Origin of the sequence: Variovorax sp. Varisp85, from assembly GCF_047304045.1 — a bacterium.
Lineage (GTDB): Bacteria > Pseudomonadota > Gammaproteobacteria > Burkholderiales > Burkholderiaceae_C > Variovorax.
This window is the reverse complement of record NZ_JBGLYN010000032.1, coordinates 44,198-63,260: the sequence shown is the minus strand read 5'-3', so window position 1 is coordinate 63,260 and position 19,063 is coordinate 44,198. Positions and strand designations below refer to the sequence as shown.

Here is a 19,063-nt window from a genome sequence, read left to right as displayed (position 1 = left end):
CGTAGAAGCCGCCCAGGTTCGGCGGCAGGAAGTAGCCGATCGAGTTGCTCGCGCGCACGTAGTTGGCGTTGTTGATGGTGGTGTTGCCGCTGACGGTGCTGATGACGTTGGTGCCCGAGCCGTTGGTGCCGAACGGGTCGAACACGGTGTCGTTCCAGAAGGTGGGCGTGTAGTCGCGGCCCAGGCGCAGCTCGCCGAAGCCACCCGACAGGCTCACGGTGGAGCGGCGCGCGAAGGTGGAGATGCCGGTGGCGCCGTCGTCGTTGGTGATGGGCGCTTCGAGCCAGAAGCTCGCAGCCAGGCCGCCGCCGAGGTCTTCGGTGCCCCGAAAGCCGATGCGGCTGGAGTTGTAGCCGGAGTTGGCCAGGCTGGTCTTGCTGGACTTCACCGATGCGCCGGTGGCCGCGTCGCGCGCGGTCGCCGACTGGTAGGTCAGGCCCGCGTCGACGACGCCGAACAACGTGACGGACGATTGGGCAGAGGCCAGCCCGCAGACGGCCAGGGCAGCGTATGCCGTGAGGGTTTTCTTCATTCAGAGTTCTCCAGTTTCAGGTCTGATGCGGCCGTTCGGTATCGACCGGCTGTACGCATGGTTTCGTCCAAATCGGGAGGAATTTGGTGGATCGGTTCTCTGCCGCATCGAGTGTTGTGCGCGCACATCACACCGTGTGCGCGTCGCGCGGCAGGCCGATCCGGAGGCCCTTTAAATTTCTCCCAATTCGCCTGAAAAGATCCACGCATGACGAAGCTGGAGACTCACAGGTGAAGCGCCCACGAACCCTGATGGCTGCGACATGCGCTGCATTGGCTATCGCATGCGCCAGCACGAGCATTGCGATGGTTCATTCCACCTCTGTGCTCGCTGCGGGCATGTTCGTCGAGCACAAGGCGCGTGCGCAAACACAAACGCAAGCGAGCGCGCGGCCTTGGCGGGCCGGCTTCGAGGACACCGCAATGAACCGGCTCATGGACGCATCGCAGGGCGCCACTGAATCCGGCGTGGCCGCACGCCTACATCGCGCTCAAGGTGAAGACGCTCGAGTTGCTCTATCTGGAGAACACACACGCCTACGCGCACGCGGTCGTGCAGGCACGCGAGCAGGTCGCCGGAGCGCTGCACCGCCTGCAGATGCAGAGCGACATCGCGAACACCGCGTACGCGCGCGTCATGAACGCAAGGGCCGGCTTCGAGGCGTCGAAGCGGCATCGCGACCGCGGAGACATCTCCGAAGTGCAGCTGATGGCGGACTTGCAGGGCATGTTGCTCGACCTGCACGTGCTGGCTGCGGCCAACGGCGAACTGGCGCTCGCTTGGGTCGTCCTCATGGGAAGCATCGGAAACGGCGCATCGATCGATGCGGTTGCGGGCGCGCGATCGGCGCAGGCCGTGCAATTGCCGCTTCTGCACAAAGTCTCCCGAAAGTTGCGCAATCCTTGAAGTTCGAAGGAGCCTTACATGACCACTGCCTTGCATAAAGTCCCCGCCCGCCCCGTGCTCACGCTGGCCGGCCACGGACACCCGAAGCCGGACACTTCCGCGCTTGCGCGGCGCGCATGCGCTCCGGACGGCGAGCCGGCGAGCAGCACGGCGACCACGCTGGGCATGCAGCAGCTCACCAGCGCATTCCAGCCCGCGTTCGGGCGGCTGCACGTGCTGCGAGACCTCGTCATCCCCATGTACGAAGGCAGCGCCGTGCCCACGGCCCGCTTCGACGTGGCGCTGGTCTGCGAGGCCGGGGTCTACCTGTTCGAGGTAAAGGGCTGGCGCAACGCGGTGGTGTACCGCAAGACCTCGGCCCAGGCGCTGCCGCGCTGGTTCCTGCGCCAGCATGGGCATTCGATGGCGCGCGAAGTGAAAGACCCGGCCTGGCAGTGCGGCCGCAAGACCACGCACCTGCGCAGCCTGATGCCGCCCGACCTGCGTGTGCAGTACTTCGTGCTGCTGCCGTTCGAGGGCGTCGAACTCGAAGGCGTGATGCCGTCCGTCGTCATCACGCCGCAGGACCTGCCCTACATCGCGCGCGTGGCGCGCAACAACGGGCGCACCGAGCAGGGCTACCCGCTGCTCGACGACGCGGCCATCGGCCGCACGCTGCGGCTGCTGACCGACCTGCAGGGCGACCTGACGGTCGACGACCACATGAAGAACTGCCGCAACAGGAGCACGCAGGCCCCGGTCAGGGCAGCGCATCCGGGCGTCCTGAAACTTCAGTGACGCGATGAGCCGCATCCTGCTGGTGGAGGAAAGGCGCGAGGCCGCGTCGGTGCTGCTGGACGAGCTGCATCGCGCCGGGCACGAGGTCGACCACATCGACGACGGCGCGGTCGCGCTGCATCGCGTCCTGACCTCGCCGCCGGCACTCACCCTGCTCGACGTCGAACTACCGCACGTCAGCGGCCTGCAGATCCTGGAGAAGGTCCGCGCGCGCAGCGACCACCCGATCATCATGCTGACGGCGCGCAGCGACGAAGCCGACCGGCTGCGCGGCTTCGAGCTGGGTGCGGACGACTACGTGTGCAAGCCCTTTTCCCCAAAGGAAGTCGTGGTGCGCGTCCACGTGGTGCTGCGGCGCTATGCGCAGCGCCGCAGCGTCGTGCGCCCTTCGGTGCCGATCACCTTCGGGGCGGTGCGCGGCTGCGCGATTCTCGACGGGCACTACCTGCCGCTGACGCGCCGCGAGTCGCTGCTGCTGCGCGCGCTTTCGCAGGAGCCCGGGCGGGTGCTGACGCGGTCGAAGCTGCTGGAAGCCGCATTCCCGGAGGCGCTCGACGTCAACGAACGCGTGGTCGACACCCACATCAAGAACCTCAGGAAGAAGCTGGCCACCGTCTCCACCGCGCACGACTGGATCCGCTCGGTCTATGGCGTCGGCTTTGCATGGGAATCGCAGGCCAGGCATGACGCCTGACCCGGCGCCGGCTTCCAAGAAATCTTCTCTCATGAAACTACGCTGGCGCGGAGTTCCGCTGCCGCCGATGGTGTTGCTGTCGCTGCAGAACATACAGGACTACCAGCCGCTGAATCCGCAGACGCAGCAACCCAGCCATCGGCGTGAGCGCTCCCTGAACCCTCACAGCTTAGATCAAGGCAGCAGTTCGAATTTCAGGTCAGCCAGCGGCGTGACCTTCTCTTCGCGCACCATCTTGTATTCGGTGTTCGGTCCCAGCCACTTGGCCCAGATGCGATCGAGCTCGCCCGACTTCTCCAGCGCATAGAGGGCGCCGTTGACCTTGGCCAGCAGTGCGGGTTCGTCCTTCTTCATGCCGATGCCGATGGGCTGCAGCACCATCGGGTCCTTGATCATCTTCAGCGCCACGCCTTCGGTCTTCGACTGGTTGACCAGCTTGGTGATGGTCATGGTGTTGGCGACCATGCCGACCGACTTGTTCTGCTGTACCGCCATGAAGGCCGAGCCCGTGTCCTGGAACGTGACAGGCTCCGAGCCGTTCATCTTGATCGACAGCTCGGAGGTGGAGCCCTTGGTCGAGCTCAGGCGCTTGCCCTTGAAGTCGGCCTTGGTGGTGCCGGAGTCGGAGGCCTTCACGGCCAGCATTTCCTTGGCCACGTAGTACGGGTCGCTGAACTGGATCTGCTCGCCGCGGCTCTTGGTATAGGCCAGGTTGGCGATGGTCACGTCGACGCGGCCGAGCTTCACCTCGGGCACGCGCGCTTCCACCGACAGCGGCGTGACCTTGGCGGTGAGGCCGAGCTCCTTGGCCAAGGCATGGCACAGGTCGACGTCGTGGCCCACCATCTCGCGCGTCTTCGGGTCGGGTGCGGCGAACGGGGGAACGTCGGCGAAAGTGCCGCACTTGAGTTCCTTGCGCTGGGCAATGTCGCTCCACTGGTCGGCATGCGCCAGCAGGGACGACGCGGCGAGGCAGGCGCCGATGGCGGCGAGGCGGAAGACGGTCTTGTTCGACATGGTGGACTCCTGGGAGATTGCGAAGGGAAACGCGGGTGGGGGCTCAGTGCGCGCGCAGGTCCGACAGGAAGCGCTGCGCGCGCGGATGCTGCGGACTGCCGAAGAAAGTGGCGGGGTCGGCCTTCTCGAGGATGCGCCCCGCGTCCATGAACCAGACGCGGTCGGCCACCTCGCGGGCGAAGTTCATTTCGTGCGTGACGCACATCATCGTCATGCCGTCGTGCGCCAGCCCGCGCATCACCGACAGCACCTCGCCGACCATCTCGGGGTCGAGCGCGCTGGTGGGCTCGTCGAACAGCATGGCGGGCGGCTCCATCGCCAGCGCGCGGGCAATCGCCACGCGCTGCTGCTGGCCCCCCGACAGCTGCGCCGGGTACGCGCCCGCCTTGTTCGACAGGCCGACGCGTTCGAGCAGCTGCCCGGCCTTGGCCTTCGCGTCGGCGCGCTTCACGCCGAGCACGCGCATCGGCGAGAGCATGATGTTCTCCAGCACCGACAGGTGCGGGAACAGGTTGAAGCTCTGAAACACGAAGCCGATGCGGCTGCGCAGCTTGTTCAGGGCCTTGCTGCTCATGGGCGCATGGATGTCGTGGCCGTCGAACAGCAGCTTCCCCGACTTCACTTCCTCCAGCCGGTTCACGGTGCGGATCAGCGTGGACTTGCCGGAGCCCGAGGGTCCGCAGACCACCACGACCTCGCCCTTCTTCACCTCGGCGTTGATGTCGGCCAGCGCCTGGTAGTCGCCGTACCACTTGTTGATGTCTGAGAACAGGATCATGGTGTCGTCCTTGGCGGGCACTGGTTGCCCTGCGGGGTGTGGAACGGGCGTCATGGCTGCGTCACCACCGGGGTCGGGAGCGGCGCGCCGTCTTCGGTGGACTTCACCGCCACGGCGCCGAGCCGCTTGTGCGCAATGCGCCGCTCCAGCCATTGCGCAAGCTGCGTGAGGCTGAAGCACACGACGTAGTAGGTCATCGCCAGGATGAAGAACACTTGGAACGGCTTGGTCAGCAGCTGGTTGTTGATCTGGTTGGCCGCGAAGGTGAGCTCCTGCACGTTGATCACGTAGCCCAGCGTGGTCTCCTTGATGGTGGAGATGAACTGGCTCAGCATGCTCGGCAGCATGTTGTAGAGCGCCTGCGGCAGGATCACGTACCACATGGTGCCCAGGTGGCTGTGGCCCAGTGCGCGCGCCGCCTCGCCCTGGCCCTTGGGCAGCGACTGGATGCCGGCGCGCACCACCTCCGAGAGGTAGGCGCCTTCGTAGATCACCAGCGTGCACAGCATGGTGGTGAAGCCCGACACGTCCCGCCCGATAAGGATCGGCACGAGAAAGTAGACCCACAGGATCACCATCAGCAGCGGCACGCCGCGCACGACGTACACCAGCACCGCAGCGGGCCAGTTCAGCAACCGCCAGGGCGACAGCCGCGCCAGCGCGAGCAGCACCGACAGCGGAAAGGCCAGCACGATGCCGAGCACCGACAGGATCAGCGTGGCGACGATGCCGCCGAGCGGGCCGGTGGGGTACTGCCCGACCAGCAAAAGCAGCCAGTTGTCGCGAAGAATTTCGTAGACGCTGTACATCGGGGTCCTCGCTTACCTTGCGCCGGCGATGCGGTAGCGCCGAGCCAGCCATCCGCCCACGGCCATGATGATCAGCGAGCACAGCAGGTACAGCACCGTCGCGACGCTGTAGGCCTCGAAGGTGCGAAAGCTCTGGCTCTCGATCTCCTTCACCGCATGCGTCAGCTCGGCCACGCCGATGGCCATGGCCAGGCTGCTGTTCTTGAAGAGCGACACGCTGTGGTTGACCAGCGCCGGCACCGCGTTGCGGATGGCCTGCGGCAGCATCACGTGGCGCATCGAGCCGATGTAGCCATGGCCCAGCGCACGCGCCGCCTCGGCCTGCCCGGCGGGAATGGCGCGCAGGCCGGAGCGCATGTCTTCGCTGAAATACGCGGCCTGGCACAGCCCGAGCGCGACGATCGACAGCAGCCGCTCGGCGTTGTGCACCGACAGCCAGCCCTGCAGCGCATCGGGCAGCAGGCTGAAGATGCCGAAGTACCAGAACATGAGCTGCACCAGCGTGGGCACGTTGCGGTGGTAGGAGACGTAGCCGGCCACCACGCGCTCCGCGATGCGGTTCGGCGTGAGCCGCACCACCAGCAGCACGATGGCCATGGTCATGGCGAGCAGCCACGAGCCCGCGGCGATCTTCAGCGTCTCCTGCAGGCCGTGCAGCAGCATGGCGCCGAACTCCGGTTTCAGCAGGATCGCCAGCAGGTCGAAGTCCTTCATGGGCTGTTCCTTTGCGTGGCTGCCAGGGCTGCTGCCGCTCAGGCCTGCGGCGCTTCCGGCCGGGTGGTCGACAGGCCGCCGGGTACCTGCAGCGTGGGCGTGATTTCCATGTGGCCCACGTTCACCGCGATGGGCGCCGCAATGGCGAAGGCGATGGCGTTGGCGATGTCCTCGGCCTGCGGCAGCTCGAAGCCCTCGACGAAGCGCTTGTAGGTGTCCTCGGAGTCGCCGTGCACGTGCGCGAAGATGTCGGTGGCCACGCGCCCCGGGCAGATCTCGGTGACGCGCACGCGCTTGCCGAAGCAGTCGATGCGCAGCTGGCGCGACAGCATGCTCACCGCCGCCTTGGTCGCGTGGTAGGTGCTGTTGCCGCCGAAGTTGTAGGCCGCGGCGATGGAGCTGATGTTGACCACGTGGCCGCGGTCGCGCGCGGCCATGCCGGGCACCACGAGCCGGCACAGGTGCAATACGGCGCGCAGGTTGACGTCTACCAGCAGGTCGATGCCTTCGGCGTCGGCCTTGAGGATGGAACCCGGGCGGTCCACGCCGGCGTTGTTGACCAGCACGTCGAACTCGATCTCCTGCGCGAGACGCGTGACGCCCGCGAGATCGCTCACATCGATGGCGTGCGGCACGCAGCCGGTGCGCGCGGCCAGGTCGGCCAGCTTGTCGGCGCTGCGCGCGAGCGCATGCACCTGCAGGCCTTCCTTGCTGAGGCGCTCGACGACGGCGGCGCCGATGCCCGACGAGGCTCCCGTCACCAGCGCGGTCTTGTAGTCGGAAAACGGCATGTTGTGTTCTTTCATTGAGACGGCAGACGTCTGCCTGGAATTCACTGTAGCCAGCGCCCGTGCGCGGCGCCAAGACGGAATGGCTGTGGAGAGATAAGCCGCCCTTATGTCGCCCGGCATCCGTGCATATGACTAAGGGTAAGCACCATGTTCGTGCCCTTGCGCCTCGTCAGATCGATTGCCTGGAGATCGGCACCACGCGCCCCGCCTGCTCGACCACGCCGCGCACGGCGCGCGCCAGCTCCACCGCGCCGGGGGTATCGCCGTGCAGCAGGATCGAATGCACGCGCATCGGGATCTTCTTGCCGGTGACGCTGGTGACGATGCCTTCTTCGAGCAGCTGGCGCACGCGCGCCAGCACCGCGTCGCGGTCGTGGATCACGGCGCCGGGCAGCTTGCGCGGCACCAGCAGGCCGTCGTCGCCACAGGCGCGGTCGGCCAGGAAGGTGGTGCGCACGCGCAGGCCGCAGCGTTCGGCGGCCCCTTCGATGGCACGGCTGGCCGAGGTGCTGACGGTGAGCGTGGGGTCGAAGTCGGCCACGGCGCGCACCAGCGGATCGGCCAGCGCGGCGTCGGCGGCGGCCATGTTGCCGAGCGCGCCGTGGAAGCTCATGTGCGTCATGCGGTGGCCGGCGGTGCGCGCCATGCCATCGAGTGCGCTGAGCTGGTAGAGCACGCAGGCCACCAGTTCCTTCGTCTCGATCTGCATCTGCCGGCGGCCGAAACCCATCAGGTCGGGAAAGCCCACGTGCGCGCCCACATCGACGCCACGCTGGAGCGCCATGCGAACGGTGCGGTCCATGATGACCGGGTCGCCCGCGTGGAAGCCGCAGGCCACGTTGGCGGAGGAGACGATGTCCAGCAGGGCTTCGTCCTCGCCCATGCGCCAGGGGCCGAAGCCTTCGCCAAGGTCGGCGTTCAGGTCGATGTCCATGGGAGTGTCCTTCACGTCTTTTCAGAGGGGGTGCAGGTCGACCAGCGGCGTGCCGTAGCCGACCGTGGCGCCATCGTCCACAGGGATGTTTTCGACGATGCCGGGCTGCGGTGCGGTCACGGAGAGCAGCAATGGGCCGATCTTCAGCAGGCCGAGGGTTTGGCCGACCTCCACGCGCTGGCCGATGCGCACCAGCGGTGCGGCGGCCAGCGGGTGGGTGTGCAGGAACACGCCGAGCGAGGGGGCATGGATCGGCAGGAGTTCCGGCTCCTCTGCTTCTTCCACCGGCAGTTCAACGATGCTGTCGCCCAGCCGGCCGAGGCGCAGCGTGCCCTCGGGCGTACGCAGTTCGAGCAGGCCGATGTCGGTGCCGGACAGCCAAGCGGCCAGTTGCGGGATGCGGAGTGCGGTGTCCTGCATGTCAGTTCCTTCGGGGGTGCGTGCACAGGCCACCGGGTACTCCCCTCCGCGAATGTCCCCCGCCTTCGGCTCCTCCTTTATTTCGCTGCGGGGAGCACCCGGTGCCCTGTGCACGATGGGCGCTCTGCTTGTGCTGGCCGTTCAACCGCTCTGCCGAACGCTCACGCCGGCGGGGTGCCTTGCGCAGCGAAATAAAGGAGGAGTCCGAAGGGCGGGGGACATTCGCGGAGCAAGGTACCCCGTCGGCGTGAGCGCGCCCCGAACAAGCAGCACGACGAACAGAAAGACAGCTTTTCATCGAGGCGCCCCCCGATGCAGTTCCACCACGCGCGCCACCTTGTCGAGCCACGCGCGCACTTCGTCGAGCGCGTCCAGCGCCTCGTCCCACGTGGTTTCGATGAAGCGCATGCGGCTGCCGATGGGCGCCTGGCCGAGGCGCCACATGTCGGCCTCGATCACGGTGCCGAACTTGGGGTAGCCGCCTGACGGTTGGGCGTCGCGCATCTGGATGATCGGCTGGCCGCTGTGAGGCACCTGGATGACGCCGGGGACGATGCCGTGCGAGCGCAGTTCCATCGGCGCGATGGGGCGCAGCGGCTCGCCTTCGAGGCGGTAGCCGTAGCGGTCGCTCTGCGGGGTGATTTTCCATTCGCCGGCCCAGAAGGCCTCGCGCGAGGCCGGCTCGAAAGCCATGTACTCGGCGGCGGGCAGCACGCGCACGGCCGCGACGCCGTCGCGCTCCAGCGGCAGCGCGATCGCTGGCGGCACCAGGCCGAAGCCGGTACGGAAAGTGCTGCCCGTGGCCGCTGCGCGAAGCACATCGCCTCGGCGCAGCGCGCGTCCCTCGTGCCCGCCGAAGGCACCGCGCAGTTGCGTGCTGCGCGAGCCCAGTACCTCGGGCACGTCGATGCCTCCAGCCACGCACAGCACGGCGCGGCTGCCGCGCTGCGCGCCGCCTTGCGGCAGGCCCAGCGTGAGCACCTGGCCGGCGCGCGCCTGGTGCACCCACCAGGGCAGCAGCGGTTGGTCGTCGAGGCGGGCGGCGCAGTCAGCGCCCGTGAGTGCGAACGCGCAATCCTCGGCGAAACGGACCTTGAACGGGAACACCGGCACCTCGATCGCGGCGGCACCCAGTTCGTTGCCCAGCAGCAGGTTGCCCGCGGCCAGCGCGAGGTTGTCCATGGCGCCGGAGGTGCCGACGCCCCAGCGCAGGCTGCCGGTGCGCCCCAGGTCCTGCACGGTGGCGAGCGCGGCCGAGGAAAGGATTTCGATCATCGGACGATGCCCTCCACGCGGAAGCGGATCATGTCGCCCGGCTGCAGCATGGCGGGCGGGTCCTGCGCCGGATCGAAGAACACCATCGAGGTGCTGCCGATGGTGTTCCAGCCGCTGGGGCCGGCCGAGGCCGACACGCCGGTCTGCGCGCCGCCGATCGACACCGCACCGCCCGGGATGCTCAGCACGGGCACCTTGCGCCGCGGCGTCGCGATGCGCGGGTCCATGCCGCCCAGGTAGCAGTAGCCGGGATGGCTGCCGAGTGCATACACCGGATAGAGCGGCGCGCTGTGCAGCTCGACGACGGCATCGATGCCCAGGCCCGTGTGCGCCATCACGTCGGCCATGTGCGGGCCGCCTTCGCCGCCGTAGACCACCGGGAGCTCGACCACGCGGCCTTCGCGCGGCAAGGCAGTAGCGGAGTCCCAGGCGTCGCACAAACGCGTGCGCAGCGCATCGAGGTGGCGCGGCGCACGCGTGAAGGTGAGCATCAGGTTGTTCATGCCCGGCACGGCCTCCCGCACTTCGGGCCAGGTCTCGGCCTCGCGGGCCAGCGCCCAGATGCGCTGTTGCGAAGGCAGGCTCATGTCGCCGGGCGCTTCGAACAGCAGCGCGGTGGTGCCCAGCAGGCTGGTGGACGGCGAGGTCGAAGATGTCTGTGCGCTCACGCCGCGCTCCTTTGCTGCAGCCAGCGTTCGAGGTGGTGGATGTCGACGCCGCCCGCCGCAAAGCCCTCGTCGCGCAGCAGCGCGCGGTGCAGCGGCACGTTGGTGGCAATGCCTTCGATGCGCGTCTCGGCCAGCGCAAGGCGCATGCGGTCGAGCGCATCGGCGCGGGTGTCGCCGTGCACGATGAGCTTGGCGATCATCGAGTCGTAGTACGGCGGCACGCGGTAGCCGGCGCCCGCGTGCGAATCGACGCGCACGCCGAAGCCACCGGGCACCTGCCAGCCGGTGATGCGGCCGGGCGCGGGCGCGAAGGTGTCGGGGTTCTCGGCATTGATGCGGCACTCGATGGCGTGGCCCTGGCAGCGCACGTCGGCCTGCGCGAGCAAGAGGCGCTCGCCGCGCGCCATGCGCAGCTGCTGCTGCACGATGTCGATGCCGGTGGTCATCTCGGTCACCGGATGCTCGACCTGCAGGCGGGTGTTCATCTCGATGAAATAGAAGGCGCCCTTCTCGTAGAGAAACTCGAAGGTGCCCACGCCGCAATAGCCGATCTGGCGGCACGCGGCCGCGCAGCGCTCGCCCACTTCGGCCATCAGCGCGTCGTCGATGCCGGGCGCGGGCGCCTCTTCGATCACCTTCTGGTGGCGGCGCTGCAGCGAGCAGTCCCGGCTGCCCAACCAAACGGCGTTGCCATGGCTGTCGGCCAGCACCTGGATCTCGACGTGGCGCGGGTGCAGCAAAAACTTCTCGATGTAGACCTCGGGGTTGCCGAAGGCCTGGCGCGCTTCCTCGCGCGTAAGGGCCATGGCGTCGAGCAGCGCGGCCTCCTCGTGCACCACGCGCATGCCGCGCCCGCCGCCGCCGCCCGCGGCCTTCACGATCACCGGGTAGCCAATGCCGCGCGCCAGGGCGAGCACGGCGGCCGGGTCCTCGGGCAGCCCTTCGTCGGGACCGGGCACGCAGGGCACGCCGGCCTTGCGCATCGCACGCTTGGCCGAGACCTTGTCGCCCATCGTGCGGATGCAGGCGGCACTGGGCCCGACGAACACGAGGCCCGCTTCCTCGACGCGTGCGGCGAAGCCCGCGTTCTCCGAAAGAAAGCCGTAGCCGGGATGGATCGCCTGCGCGCCGCTCAACTCGGCGGCGAACAGGATGGCAGACTGGTTCAGATAGCTCAGGCCCGGCGCTGCCGGCCCGATGCACAGCGCCTGGTCGGCCTGCGCGACGTACATCGCGTCGCGGTCGGCCTCGGAGTGCACGGCCACGGTGCGCAGGCCGAGCCCGCGGCAGGCGCGCTGGATGCGCAGGGCGATCTCGCCGCGGTTGGCAATGAGCACGGTATCGAACATCGCGCGTGCCTCCTCATGCGAAGCGGAACAGGGGCTGCCCCGCTTCCACTTCCTGGCCCGATTGCACGAGCACCTCGCGCACGGTGCCCTCGCGCTCGGCGCGGACCTCGTTGAACATCTTCATCGCCTCGATCACGCACAGCAGCTGGCCGGCTTCCACGGCCTGCCCAGGCTGCAGGAAAGGCGGCTCGCCGGGCGCGGGCTGCAGGTGCACCACGCCGTGCAATGGGGCGAGGCATTCGGCAGCGTCGAGCGGCACTGCTTCTTCGGGGGAGTGCCTTGGCGCCCTGCGCGCGGCAGGCTGCCTCGGCGCAGCGGACGCGCCCGCCAGAGCCGACAGCTTCACCAGCCGCAGCGTGCTGCCGTTCTCGCTGAACTCCAGTTCCGCCAGGTCCGATGCGGCCAAAGCGTCGATGAGCGTCTTGATCTGTTCCTGCTTCATGCCGGGGCTGTGGTGGCCGACGCGTTCCGCGAACGCGTGACGGCATGCATGAAAGGTAACGGGCCATGGACACAAAGCCCAAGACGGAATGGCTGTGCCGGGATAAGGCCGGCTTATGACAGCGCGGCAAGCTCGGGTTCGGGCGTCGACGCAACCTTGCCGGCCAGGTCGACCACGAGTTCGAGCAGGATGTCCTTCACGGCCTGCGCGGGTTCGGACAGCGGCAGGTGGTCGGACTGGCACAGCGCCAGCGGCGCCTCGATGACCGGGTCGACGATGGGGAATTGCCAGGCTCCGCAGCTCGCGACCACCTCGCGCGCCATCGACGCGGGCAGGATGGTGGCGCCCAGCCCGTCGGCAATGGCGGCCGTGAGCGTGAAGGCCGATTCGATCTCCGCCACCACGCGCGGCACCATGCCGGCGCGCACGAAGGCCGCGTCGACCAGCTTGCGCACCACGTTGTACGGGCGCGGCAGAAAGAGCTCGATGTCGCGCAGGTCGGCCAGCTTCACCGGCTGCGCGGGCACCGGCATCGCGGCCGGCCCGACCAGGAACAGCGGCTCCTTGAGCAGCGGCACGAAGGTGAGGCCATGGATGGCCTTGTCGCCATAGAGCACGGCCAAGTCCATGCGGCCGTTCATGATGAGTTCGCTCAGCGTGGTGCCGTAGTTCTCGTTCAGGTACAGCAGGATGCCGGGGTGGCGCGCGCGCACGGTGCGCAGCAGCGGCAGCGACAGCGCCGATGCGGCTGTGCCGGGCGCCAGGCCCACCGACACCTGGCCCGAGAGCCCCTCGCCGGCCGCCTCCATGTCGACGCGGGCCTGCTCGCACTGGCGCAGGATGATCTGCGCATGGCGGTACAGCACCTTGCCGGCCTCGGTAGGCGTCACGCCGCGCTTGGTGCGCACCAGCAGTTGCTGGCGCACCTCGCCTTCGAGCGTGGCCAGCTGCTGGCTCAGCGCGGGCTGGGCAATGAAAAGGACTTCGGCGGCCTGCGTGAGGCTGCCGATGTCCACGATCTTCACGAAATATTTGAGGCGTCGCAGGTTCACGCCTTGTCCCCAAGCAAAAGCCAAGCCTAGCACCGCCCCTGCGCGGCCGGTAGGGGGACTCACCATAAGCTGCGCCTATACGACCAGTGAAAAGTCGTCTTGGCCTCGCCCGATCGATGTGCGTACCGTTCAGTCCATGCAAGCCACCACCTCCCACGTTGCCTCCCGCATTGCCGCCCGCGTGCGGCGCATCAAGCCCTCGCCCAGCACCTCGGCCGCCGACCGCGCCAACGAACTGCGCAGGCAGGGCAAGTCGATCGTGAACCTCGTGGTGGGCGAGCCCGACTTCGACACGCCACCCCACATCCGCCAGGCCGCGGCCGCCGCCATCGAGCGCGGCGCCACGCGCTACACGCTGATGGCGGGCACGGTGGAGCTGCGCGAAGCCATCGCCGCCAAGCTCGAGCGCGAGAACGGCCTGCGCTACGCGATGAACGAGATCATCGCGACCAGCGGTGCGAAGAGCGCGATCTACAACGCCTTCGCCATCACGCTGGAGCCGGGCGACGAGGTGATCATTCCCGCGCCCTACTGGGTGTCGTACCCCGACATGGTGTTGGCCTGCGAGGGCACACCCGTCACCGTGGCCTGCCCCGAGGCGAACGGCTTCAAGCTGACGCCCGCGCAGCTGGAGGCGGCCATCACGCCGCGCACGCGCTGGCTGCTGATCAACTCGCCGAGCAACCCGACCGGCGCCAGCTACACGGCGGCCGAATACGGCGCACTGGCCGAGGTGCTGCAACGCCATCCACACGTGATGGTGATGACCGACGAGATCTACGAGCACATCCGCTTCGACGGCGAGACGACGCCCCACATCCTCGTGGAGGCGCCCGCGCTGCGCGACCGCACGCTGATCGTGAACGGCGTCTCCAAGACCTACGCGATGACGGGCTGGCGCATCGGCTATGCGGCCGGGCCGGTGGACCTGATCAAGGCGCTGGACACGCTGCTGTCGCAATCCACCGGCAACTGCTGCTCGGTGAGCCAGGCAGCCGCCGCGGCCGCGCTGAACGGCGACCAGAGCTTCGTGGCCGAGAGCGTGGCCGTGTACAGGCAGCGGCGCGACCGCACGCTGGCGCTCATCAACGCCATTCCCGGCCTGGGCTGCGCCACGCCGCCCGGCGCCTTCTACCTCTACATCAACTGCGGCGGCCTGATCGGCAAGACCACGCCCGAGGGCAAGCGCCTGGCAGAAGACGGCGACGTGGTGATGTACCTGCTCGAAAGCGAGGGCGTGGCCGTGGTCGCGGGCACCGCATACGGCCTGTCGCCGTACTTCCGCCTGTCCATCGCCACGTCGATCGAGACGCTCGAAGAAGGCTGCAAGCGCATCGCGCGCGCCGTGGCTGCACTGCACTGAATTCATAAGGACGAACCCATGCCCTACAAAGCCATCCGCAAGAACCCGTCGGCCCCGCAGGTGGCGCCGCACATCATCGCCGCGCTGCACGACATCCCGGTGGCTGCGCTCAGCGACAACATGCACCGCAACATCGGCAGCGTGGGCCTGCAGCCGTACCACCGCCCCGGGCACAAGACCATGGCGGGCACGGCCGTGACCGTGAAGACGCGCGGCGGCGACAACCTCACACCGATGCGCGCCTTCGAGTTCTGCCGGCCCGGCGACGTGCTGGTGATCGACGCGGGCGGCGATGTCACGAACGCGGTCATCGGCGGCATCCTGTCGTTCTATGCCGCGACCATCGGCACCGTGGGCCTGGTGCTCGACGGCGCCGTGCGCGACGTGGCCGAGATCCGCGAGCGCGACTACCCGGTGTACGCGCGCGGCGTGAACCACCGCGGCCCGTACAAGGACGGCCCCGGCGAGATCAACGTGCCGGTGTCGGTGGGCGGCATGATCGTGAACCCGGGCGACATCGTGGTGGGCGACCAGGACGGCCTGATGGCCTTCTCGCCCGACGAGGCCGAGCTGCTGATCGAGAAGGCCCGTGCGCACCTGGAGACGGAAGCGCGCACGATCCTTGCGATGAAGGAGGGCCGCTGGGACCGCTCGTTCCTCGACGTGCTGGAAGCGCGCTGCGCGAACTAGACCTCCCCCAGGCTTTGCGCACTTCGTGTCGCTGCGCCACCCCCCTCACCGGGGGCGACACCGGTGGCCCGGCAAAGCCGGATCCACGGTGTCCCCCGAACAAGCCATATCAGTTTCAAGCGTTGCTGGCAGCAGCGGCTCAGGTAGCTGAGGCACCCTCGCTGACCAGCTTCCACAGCGCCTCGGCCACCGGCGCCATCTGCGCCTGCTGGCGGTACAGGCGGATGTCCACCGGCACGCGCCAGCCGCCCGCACCGGCATCGGCCAGCGCGCCGCTGCGCAGGTCTTCCGCCACCAGGCTCATCGGCAGCCAAGCGAGGCCGCGGCCCTCGAGCGCCATGGTGCGCAGCAGCGCGGCATGGTGGGCTGTGAAGACCACCGACAGCGACGCGGCGAAGTCCTTGCCGAACTCGCTGTCCTGGATCGCCCGCATGATCCGCCCCAGGCCCGAGGCCTCGCTGTAGGCCAGTACGGAGGGCGACCGGCCCGTGCCGAGCACGTGCAGCGGCGCGCCCTTCGCGTCCGCCGCGGACACCGGCACCAGCACGTCTTCGCTCAACCGCTGCACCGGGTACTGCGCCTCGTCGAGCCGCCCCGGCGCACCCGCATGGCCGTGGCACAGCACGAACTGCACGCGGCGCTGCAGCATCAGGTCTTCGCAGGCGTACGAACTGTCGGAGACGGTCTGGATCGGGCCCGTGTGCAGGCGCGATTCGACAGTGCCGAGCCAGCGCGGGAAGAAGGTCAGCGACAGCACGTGCGTGGCTGCGAAGCTCAGGCTGGCTGCGTCGAGGTCGTGCGCGGCGCGGGCCTTGATGCGCGCGGCCTGCAGGCCGGCCAGCACTTCCTGCAACAAGGGCTGGAAGCGCTTGCCCGCGGCCGTGAGCGCCGTCGGGTGCGCGCTGCGATCGAACAGATCGACGCCGACCCACTCCTCCAGCGAACGGATGTGGCGGCTGAACGCGGGCTGCGCGATGGAGCGCGCCTGTGCCGCACGCGAGAAATTGCCGGACTCGGCCAGGGCCAGGAAATCTTCCAGCCATTCCAGGTCGAGCGGTCGGTTGCCAGGGCCCATGCGCAGCGCGGTCGGTTGAATAGTTGTATGCGATTCGAGTATTGGACGGCCCATGCCCCGCCGGCAAAAGATGCACCTCATTCCTGCACCTTGAACCACCACGGAGACACAGCATGCCTTCCATCGCGAATTATCGCGGGATCATTCCCGCCATTTCCTGCCCCTTCACGGCCGACCACCGCATCGACGAACCCGCGCTGCGCAAGCTGGCCTCGTGGCTCGCGGGGCATGACGGCGTGGTGGCAATCATGACCAACGGCCACACCGGCGAAGTGTTCTCGCTGACGCCTTCCGAACGCGCCGAGGTGACGCGCATCGTGGCCGACGAGCTGCGCGGCCGCATGCCGGTGATCTCGTCCATCGTGTGCGAAGGCCTGGCCGAGGCCGCCGAGCATGCCCGCGCCGCCCAGGCCGCAGGCGCGGTGGCGCTCGACGTGATGCCGCCGCACCACTGGCTGCGCTTCGGCTTCACGCCCGGCCATGCGCTGCAGTACTTCGAGGCCATCCACCGCGCCGCGCCGGAGCTGGACCTGGTCTGCCATGTGTATCCGGCCTGGACGCGCGCCTCGTACTCGTCGCAGCTGCTGGCGGAGCTGGCCCGCCTGCCCTACCTGCAGGCCTTCAAGGTGGGCCAGCGCGACATGAACAAGTACGCCCGCGACATCCAGGCGATCCGCGAAGCCGATGCGTCCAAGGCCATCCTGACCTGCCACGACGAATACCTGCTGGCCTCGATGGTGCAAGGCGTGGACGGCGCGCTGGTCGGCTTCGCGACCTTCATACCGCAACTCATCATCGACCTGTGGAACGCCGTGAAGGCCGGCGACCTGAAGAAGGCGATGGCGGTGCAGGCGCTCATCACGCCGCTGAAGGACGCGGTGTACGGCGGCGGCGAGCCGACCGGCGAGGCGCATGCGCGCATGAAGGGCGGCATGTTCCTGGCCGGCGTGCTCGACAACGCCACCGTGCGTCCGCCCACCGAGGCGCCGAATGCACGCGAGATGGATGCGCTGCGCGCCGCCGTCGAGCAGGCAGGCCTCTCGAAGCGCTGAGCCCACGGGGCCGCGGTGCCCCGATGAAAACCACAAGGAGACAAGAGACATGCAACGCAATCATTTCCTGCGCACCGCGCTGGCCGCCCTCGCGCTGGCCGCCGCGTCCACCACCGGCTTCGCGCAGACCTGGCCCAGCCGCCCGGTGCGCATGGTGATCCCGTTTCCGCCGGGCGGCACGCTCGACACCATCGGCCGCCTGCTGGCGCAGAAGCTCGGCGAGCAGACGGGCCAGAGCTTCATCGTGGAGAACCGCGCCGGGGGCAACGGCATCATCGGTGCCGACGTGGTGTCGAAGGCGCCGGCCGACGGGTACACGCTGCTGTTCAACGCCTCGACCTTCACCACCGCGCCGATGACCATGAAGTCCGTGCCCTACGACGTGGTGAAGGACTTCACGCCGGTGGCGCTGGTGGCGAAGGCGCCGCTGTCGGTGGCCGTGAACAAGAACCTGCCGGTGAGCGACGTGAAGTCGCTCATCGCGTATGCCAAGGCGCACCCCGGCAAGATGACCTTCGCGGTGGGTTCGATCGGATCGGCGGGCCACCTGTCGACCGAGCTGCTCAAGCGCGCGGGCGGCGGTCTCGACTACCTGATCGTGCCGTACAAGGGCACCGCGCCCGCGTTCCAGGACCTGATCGGCGGGCAGATCGACGGCTTCATCGACCCTATCCTCGGTTCGCTGCAGTACCACAAGAGCGGCATGCTGAAGGTGATCGCCGTCACCTCGGCCGCGCGCGCCGCGAGCCTGCCGAACGTGCCCACTGTGGGCGAGAGCATCCCGGGCTACGAGTTCTACAGCTGGTACGGCCTGTGGGGTCCGGCGAAGCTGCCGGCCGCCGTCACGCAGCGGCTGAACACCGAGGTCAACAAGGCGCTGGGCACCGACATGCGCGAGACGCTGAATGCGCAGGGCCTGCTGCTGACGCCGGGCAGCGTCGAAGACTTCGTGAAGTTCCAGGCCGACGACATGGCGCGCTCGAAGAAGATCATCGTGGAGGGCAACATCCATGTCGAATGAAGCTGCCCCGCACGCAGTGGTAACGGGCAGCAGCGGCGGCATCGGCCGCGCCATTGCGTCCCACCTGCTGGAGGCGGGTTGGCACGTGAGCGGACTCGACCTCGCCGCGCCGACGCTGTCTCACGCGCGCTTCGTGCATATAGCCGTCGACCTGTGCGATGCCGGCGCCATCGACCGTGCGACGGGCGACTTGCAAGACGCACAAGCGCTCGTGCATGCGGCCGGCGTGCTGCGCGTCGGCCCGCTGGGCGCCCTCGACCACGCAGGCGGCGAGCTGATGTGGCGCCTGCATGTCGACGCGGCCACGCGGCTGGCCGACGCGCTCGTGCCCGCGATGGCCGCGCGCGGCTGCGGCCGCGTCGTGTTCGTCGGCAGCCGCGTCGCGCAGGGCCTGCCCGGCCGCGGCCAGTACGCAGCCACCAAGGCGGCACTGATCGCGCTCGCGCGCAGCTGGGCCGCGGAGGTCGCGGCGCAGGGCGTGACCGTGAACGTGGTGTCGCCCGGCGCCACGCAGACCTCGATGCTGCAGGACCCGGCCCGCGCGGGCAGTGCGCCGCGCCTGCCGCCCATCGGCCGGCTGATCCAGCCCGAGGAAATCGCCGCGCTCACGGCCTTCCTGCTGTCGCCGACCGCGGCGGCCATCACGGGGCAGGACATCGCCATCTGCGGCGGATCGTCGCTGCACCGCTGACCTGTCTCCTCTT

22 protein-coding genes are annotated in these 19,063 nt (G+C 68.5%); 8 read left to right on the top strand and 14 right to left on the bottom strand.

Going from position 1 to position 19,063, the window contains the following annotated elements:
* Positions 1 to 532: porin (locus tag ACCC97_RS14885; protein WP_413333535.1), on the bottom strand; the 532-nt coding region annotated here is incomplete at its 3' end.
* A 495-nt stretch (positions 533 to 1,027) separates the two neighbouring features.
* Between ACCC97_RS14885 and ACCC97_RS14880 the strand changes: the two genes are divergently transcribed.
* From ACCC97_RS14880 to ACCC97_RS14870, 3 genes are read left to right on the top strand one after another with little or no spacing between them, the layout of a single operon-like run.
* A complete protein-coding gene (locus tag ACCC97_RS14880) occupies positions 1,028 to 1,438 on the top strand; it encodes a hypothetical protein (RefSeq protein ID WP_042672750.1) in 411 nt (136 codons plus the stop codon).
* An 18-nt stretch (positions 1,439 to 1,456) separates the two neighbouring features.
* Positions 1,457 to 2,215 carry a nuclease-related domain-containing protein gene (locus tag ACCC97_RS14875; protein WP_413333533.1) on the top strand — a complete coding sequence of 253 codons (759 nt, stop codon included), beginning with the start codon at positions 1,457 to 1,459 and terminating at the stop codon, positions 2,213 to 2,215.
* 4 nt (positions 2,216 to 2,219) lie between these two features.
* On the top strand, positions 2,220 to 2,909 hold the full coding sequence (locus ACCC97_RS14870; protein WP_413333531.1) for a response regulator: 690 nt from the start codon (positions 2,220 to 2,222) through the stop codon (positions 2,907 to 2,909).
* 174 nt (positions 2,910 to 3,083) lie between these two features.
* Here ACCC97_RS14870 and ACCC97_RS14865 read toward each other — a convergent pair whose 3' ends face one another.
* The 12 genes from ACCC97_RS14865 to nac form a co-directional block, all read right to left on the bottom strand.
* On the bottom strand, positions 3,084 to 3,926 hold the full coding sequence (locus ACCC97_RS14865) for an ABC transporter substrate-binding protein (protein ID WP_413333529.1): 843 nt from the start codon (positions 3,924 to 3,926) through the stop codon (positions 3,084 to 3,086).
* 43 nt (positions 3,927 to 3,969) lie between these two features.
* Complete coding sequence (locus ACCC97_RS14860; RefSeq protein ID WP_007829018.1) at positions 3,970 to 4,704, bottom strand: amino acid ABC transporter ATP-binding protein; 735 nt, start codon at positions 4,702 to 4,704, stop codon at positions 3,970 to 3,972.
* 50 nt (positions 4,705 to 4,754) lie between these two features.
* Positions 4,755 to 5,513, bottom strand: a complete 759-nt coding sequence (locus tag ACCC97_RS14855; RefSeq protein WP_007829016.1) for an amino acid ABC transporter permease — start codon at positions 5,511 to 5,513, stop codon at positions 4,755 to 4,757.
* A gap of 12 nt (positions 5,514 to 5,525) precedes the next feature.
* Positions 5,526 to 6,227 carry an amino acid ABC transporter permease gene (locus ACCC97_RS14850; RefSeq protein WP_007829015.1) on the bottom strand — a complete coding sequence of 234 codons (702 nt, stop codon included), beginning with the start codon at positions 6,225 to 6,227 and terminating at the stop codon, positions 5,526 to 5,528.
* A 38-nt stretch (positions 6,228 to 6,265) separates the two neighbouring features.
* The gene (locus ACCC97_RS14845; protein ID WP_042672747.1) at positions 6,266 to 7,018 is read right to left on the bottom strand and encodes an SDR family NAD(P)-dependent oxidoreductase; all 753 of its coding nucleotides are present in this window, start codon (positions 7,016 to 7,018) and stop codon (positions 6,266 to 6,268) included.
* A gap of 169 nt (positions 7,019 to 7,187) precedes the next feature.
* On the bottom strand, positions 7,188 to 7,952 hold the full coding sequence (locus ACCC97_RS14840) for a LamB/YcsF family protein (RefSeq protein ID WP_413313988.1): 765 nt from the start codon (positions 7,950 to 7,952) through the stop codon (positions 7,188 to 7,190).
* Between the two features lie 21 nt (positions 7,953 to 7,973).
* On the bottom strand, positions 7,974 to 8,372 hold the full coding sequence (locus ACCC97_RS14835) for an acetyl-CoA carboxylase biotin carboxyl carrier protein (protein WP_007829012.1): 399 nt from the start codon (positions 8,370 to 8,372) through the stop codon (positions 7,974 to 7,976).
* A 294-nt stretch (positions 8,373 to 8,666) separates the two neighbouring features.
* Positions 8,667 to 9,647 carry a biotin-dependent carboxyltransferase family protein gene (locus ACCC97_RS14830; protein ID WP_007829011.1) on the bottom strand — a complete coding sequence of 327 codons (981 nt, stop codon included), beginning with the start codon at positions 9,645 to 9,647 and terminating at the stop codon, positions 8,667 to 8,669.
* Positions 9,644 to 10,315, bottom strand: a complete 672-nt coding sequence (gene pxpB / locus ACCC97_RS14825; protein WP_007829010.1) for a 5-oxoprolinase subunit PxpB — start codon at positions 10,313 to 10,315, stop codon at positions 9,644 to 9,646. Before pxpB ends, ACCC97_RS14830 begins: the two co-directional genes overlap by 4 nt.
* The gene (gene accC, locus ACCC97_RS14820) at positions 10,312 to 11,664 is read right to left on the bottom strand and encodes an acetyl-CoA carboxylase biotin carboxylase subunit (RefSeq protein WP_413333526.1); all 1,353 of its coding nucleotides are present in this window, start codon (positions 11,662 to 11,664) and stop codon (positions 10,312 to 10,314) included. The genes pxpB and accC overlap by 4 nt, the downstream gene beginning before the upstream one ends.
* 13 nt (positions 11,665 to 11,677) lie before the next feature.
* Entirely contained in the window at positions 11,678 to 12,106 is a 429-nt protein-coding gene (locus tag ACCC97_RS14815) for an acetyl-CoA carboxylase biotin carboxyl carrier protein (protein WP_413333524.1), read from the bottom strand.
* Positions 12,107 to 12,219: 113 nt separating this feature from the next.
* On the bottom strand, positions 12,220 to 13,158 hold the full coding sequence (gene nac, locus ACCC97_RS14810) for a nitrogen assimilation transcriptional regulator NAC (RefSeq protein ID WP_042672744.1): 939 nt from the start codon (positions 13,156 to 13,158) through the stop codon (positions 12,220 to 12,222).
* Between the two features lie 136 nt (positions 13,159 to 13,294).
* Here nac and ACCC97_RS14805 point away from each other — a divergent pair, with 136 nt between their 5' ends.
* Together ACCC97_RS14805 and ACCC97_RS14800 are read left to right on the top strand one after the other, a co-directional pair.
* Positions 13,295 to 14,521 carry an aspartate transaminase gene (locus ACCC97_RS14805; RefSeq protein ID WP_413333521.1) on the top strand — a complete coding sequence of 409 codons (1,227 nt, stop codon included), beginning with the start codon at positions 13,295 to 13,297 and terminating at the stop codon, positions 14,519 to 14,521.
* 18 nt (positions 14,522 to 14,539) lie between these two features.
* On the top strand, positions 14,540 to 15,211 hold the full coding sequence (locus ACCC97_RS14800; protein WP_413333519.1) for an RraA family protein: 672 nt from the start codon (positions 14,540 to 14,542) through the stop codon (positions 15,209 to 15,211).
* A 139-nt stretch (positions 15,212 to 15,350) separates the two neighbouring features.
* Here the strand turns inward: ACCC97_RS14800 and ACCC97_RS14795 are convergent, their stop codons facing one another.
* Entirely contained in the window at positions 15,351 to 16,286 is a 936-nt protein-coding gene (locus tag ACCC97_RS14795; RefSeq protein WP_007829003.1) for a LysR family transcriptional regulator, read from the bottom strand.
* Positions 16,287 to 16,399: 113 nt separating this feature from the next.
* Between ACCC97_RS14795 and ACCC97_RS14790 the strand changes: the two genes are divergently transcribed.
* From ACCC97_RS14790 to ACCC97_RS14780, 3 genes are read left to right on the top strand one after another with little or no spacing between them, the layout of a single operon-like run.
* On the top strand, positions 16,400 to 17,338 hold the full coding sequence (locus tag ACCC97_RS14790; protein ID WP_007829002.1) for a dihydrodipicolinate synthase family protein: 939 nt from the start codon (positions 16,400 to 16,402) through the stop codon (positions 17,336 to 17,338).
* Positions 17,339 to 17,387: 49 nt separating this feature from the next.
* A complete protein-coding gene (locus ACCC97_RS14785) occupies positions 17,388 to 18,359 on the top strand; it encodes a Bug family tripartite tricarboxylate transporter substrate binding protein (protein WP_413313979.1) in 972 nt (323 codons plus the stop codon).
* A complete protein-coding gene (locus tag ACCC97_RS14780) occupies positions 18,349 to 19,050 on the top strand; it encodes an SDR family NAD(P)-dependent oxidoreductase (RefSeq protein WP_413333517.1) in 702 nt (233 codons plus the stop codon). The genes ACCC97_RS14785 and ACCC97_RS14780 overlap by 11 nt, the downstream gene beginning before the upstream one ends.
* Positions 19,051 to 19,063 lie beyond the last annotated feature (13 nt).

Coding starts and splice junctions, on each gene's coding strand:
- ACCC97_RS14875 (WP_413333533.1), top strand. CDS start 1,457: ATGACCACTGCCTTGCATAAAGTCCCCGCCCGCCCCGTGCTCACGCTG.
- ACCC97_RS14870 (WP_413333531.1), top strand. CDS start 2,220: ATGAGCCGCATCCTGCTGGTGGAGGAAAGGCGCGAGGCCGCGTCGGTG.
- ACCC97_RS14865 (WP_413333529.1), bottom strand. CDS start 3,926: ATGTCGAACAAGACCGTCTTCCGCCTCGCCGCCATCGGCGCCTGCCTC.
- ACCC97_RS14860 (WP_007829018.1), bottom strand. CDS start 4,704: ATGATCCTGTTCTCAGACATCAACAAGTGGTACGGCGACTACCAGGCG.
- ACCC97_RS14855 (WP_007829016.1), bottom strand. CDS start 5,513: ATGTACAGCGTCTACGAAATTCTTCGCGACAACTGGCTGCTTTTGCTG.
- ACCC97_RS14850 (WP_007829015.1), bottom strand. CDS start 6,227: ATGAAGGACTTCGACCTGCTGGCGATCCTGCTGAAACCGGAGTTCGGC.
- ACCC97_RS14845 (WP_042672747.1), bottom strand. CDS start 7,018: ATGCCGTTTTCCGACTACAAGACCGCGCTGGTGACGGGAGCCTCGTCG.
- ACCC97_RS14840 (WP_413313988.1), bottom strand. CDS start 7,952: ATGGACATCGACCTGAACGCCGACCTTGGCGAAGGCTTCGGCCCCTGG.
- ACCC97_RS14835 (WP_007829012.1), bottom strand. CDS start 8,372: ATGCAGGACACCGCACTCCGCATCCCGCAACTGGCCGCTTGGCTGTCC.
- ACCC97_RS14830 (WP_007829011.1), bottom strand. CDS start 9,647: ATGATCGAAATCCTTTCCTCGGCCGCGCTCGCCACCGTGCAGGACCTG.
- accC (WP_413333526.1), bottom strand. CDS start 11,664: ATGTTCGATACCGTGCTCATTGCCAACCGCGGCGAGATCGCCCTGCGC.
- ACCC97_RS14815 (WP_413333524.1), bottom strand. CDS start 12,106: ATGAAGCAGGAACAGATCAAGACGCTCATCGACGCTTTGGCCGCATCG.
- ACCC97_RS14805 (WP_413333521.1), top strand. CDS start 13,295: ATGCAAGCCACCACCTCCCACGTTGCCTCCCGCATTGCCGCCCGCGTG.
- ACCC97_RS14800 (WP_413333519.1), top strand. CDS start 14,540: ATGCCCTACAAAGCCATCCGCAAGAACCCGTCGGCCCCGCAGGTGGCG.
- ACCC97_RS14795 (WP_007829003.1), bottom strand. CDS start 16,286: ATGGGCCCTGGCAACCGACCGCTCGACCTGGAATGGCTGGAAGATTTC.
- ACCC97_RS14790 (WP_007829002.1), top strand. CDS start 16,400: ATGCCTTCCATCGCGAATTATCGCGGGATCATTCCCGCCATTTCCTGC.
- ACCC97_RS14785 (WP_413313979.1), top strand. CDS start 17,388: ATGCAACGCAATCATTTCCTGCGCACCGCGCTGGCCGCCCTCGCGCTG.
- ACCC97_RS14780 (WP_413333517.1), top strand. CDS start 18,349: ATGTCGAATGAAGCTGCCCCGCACGCAGTGGTAACGGGCAGCAGCGGC.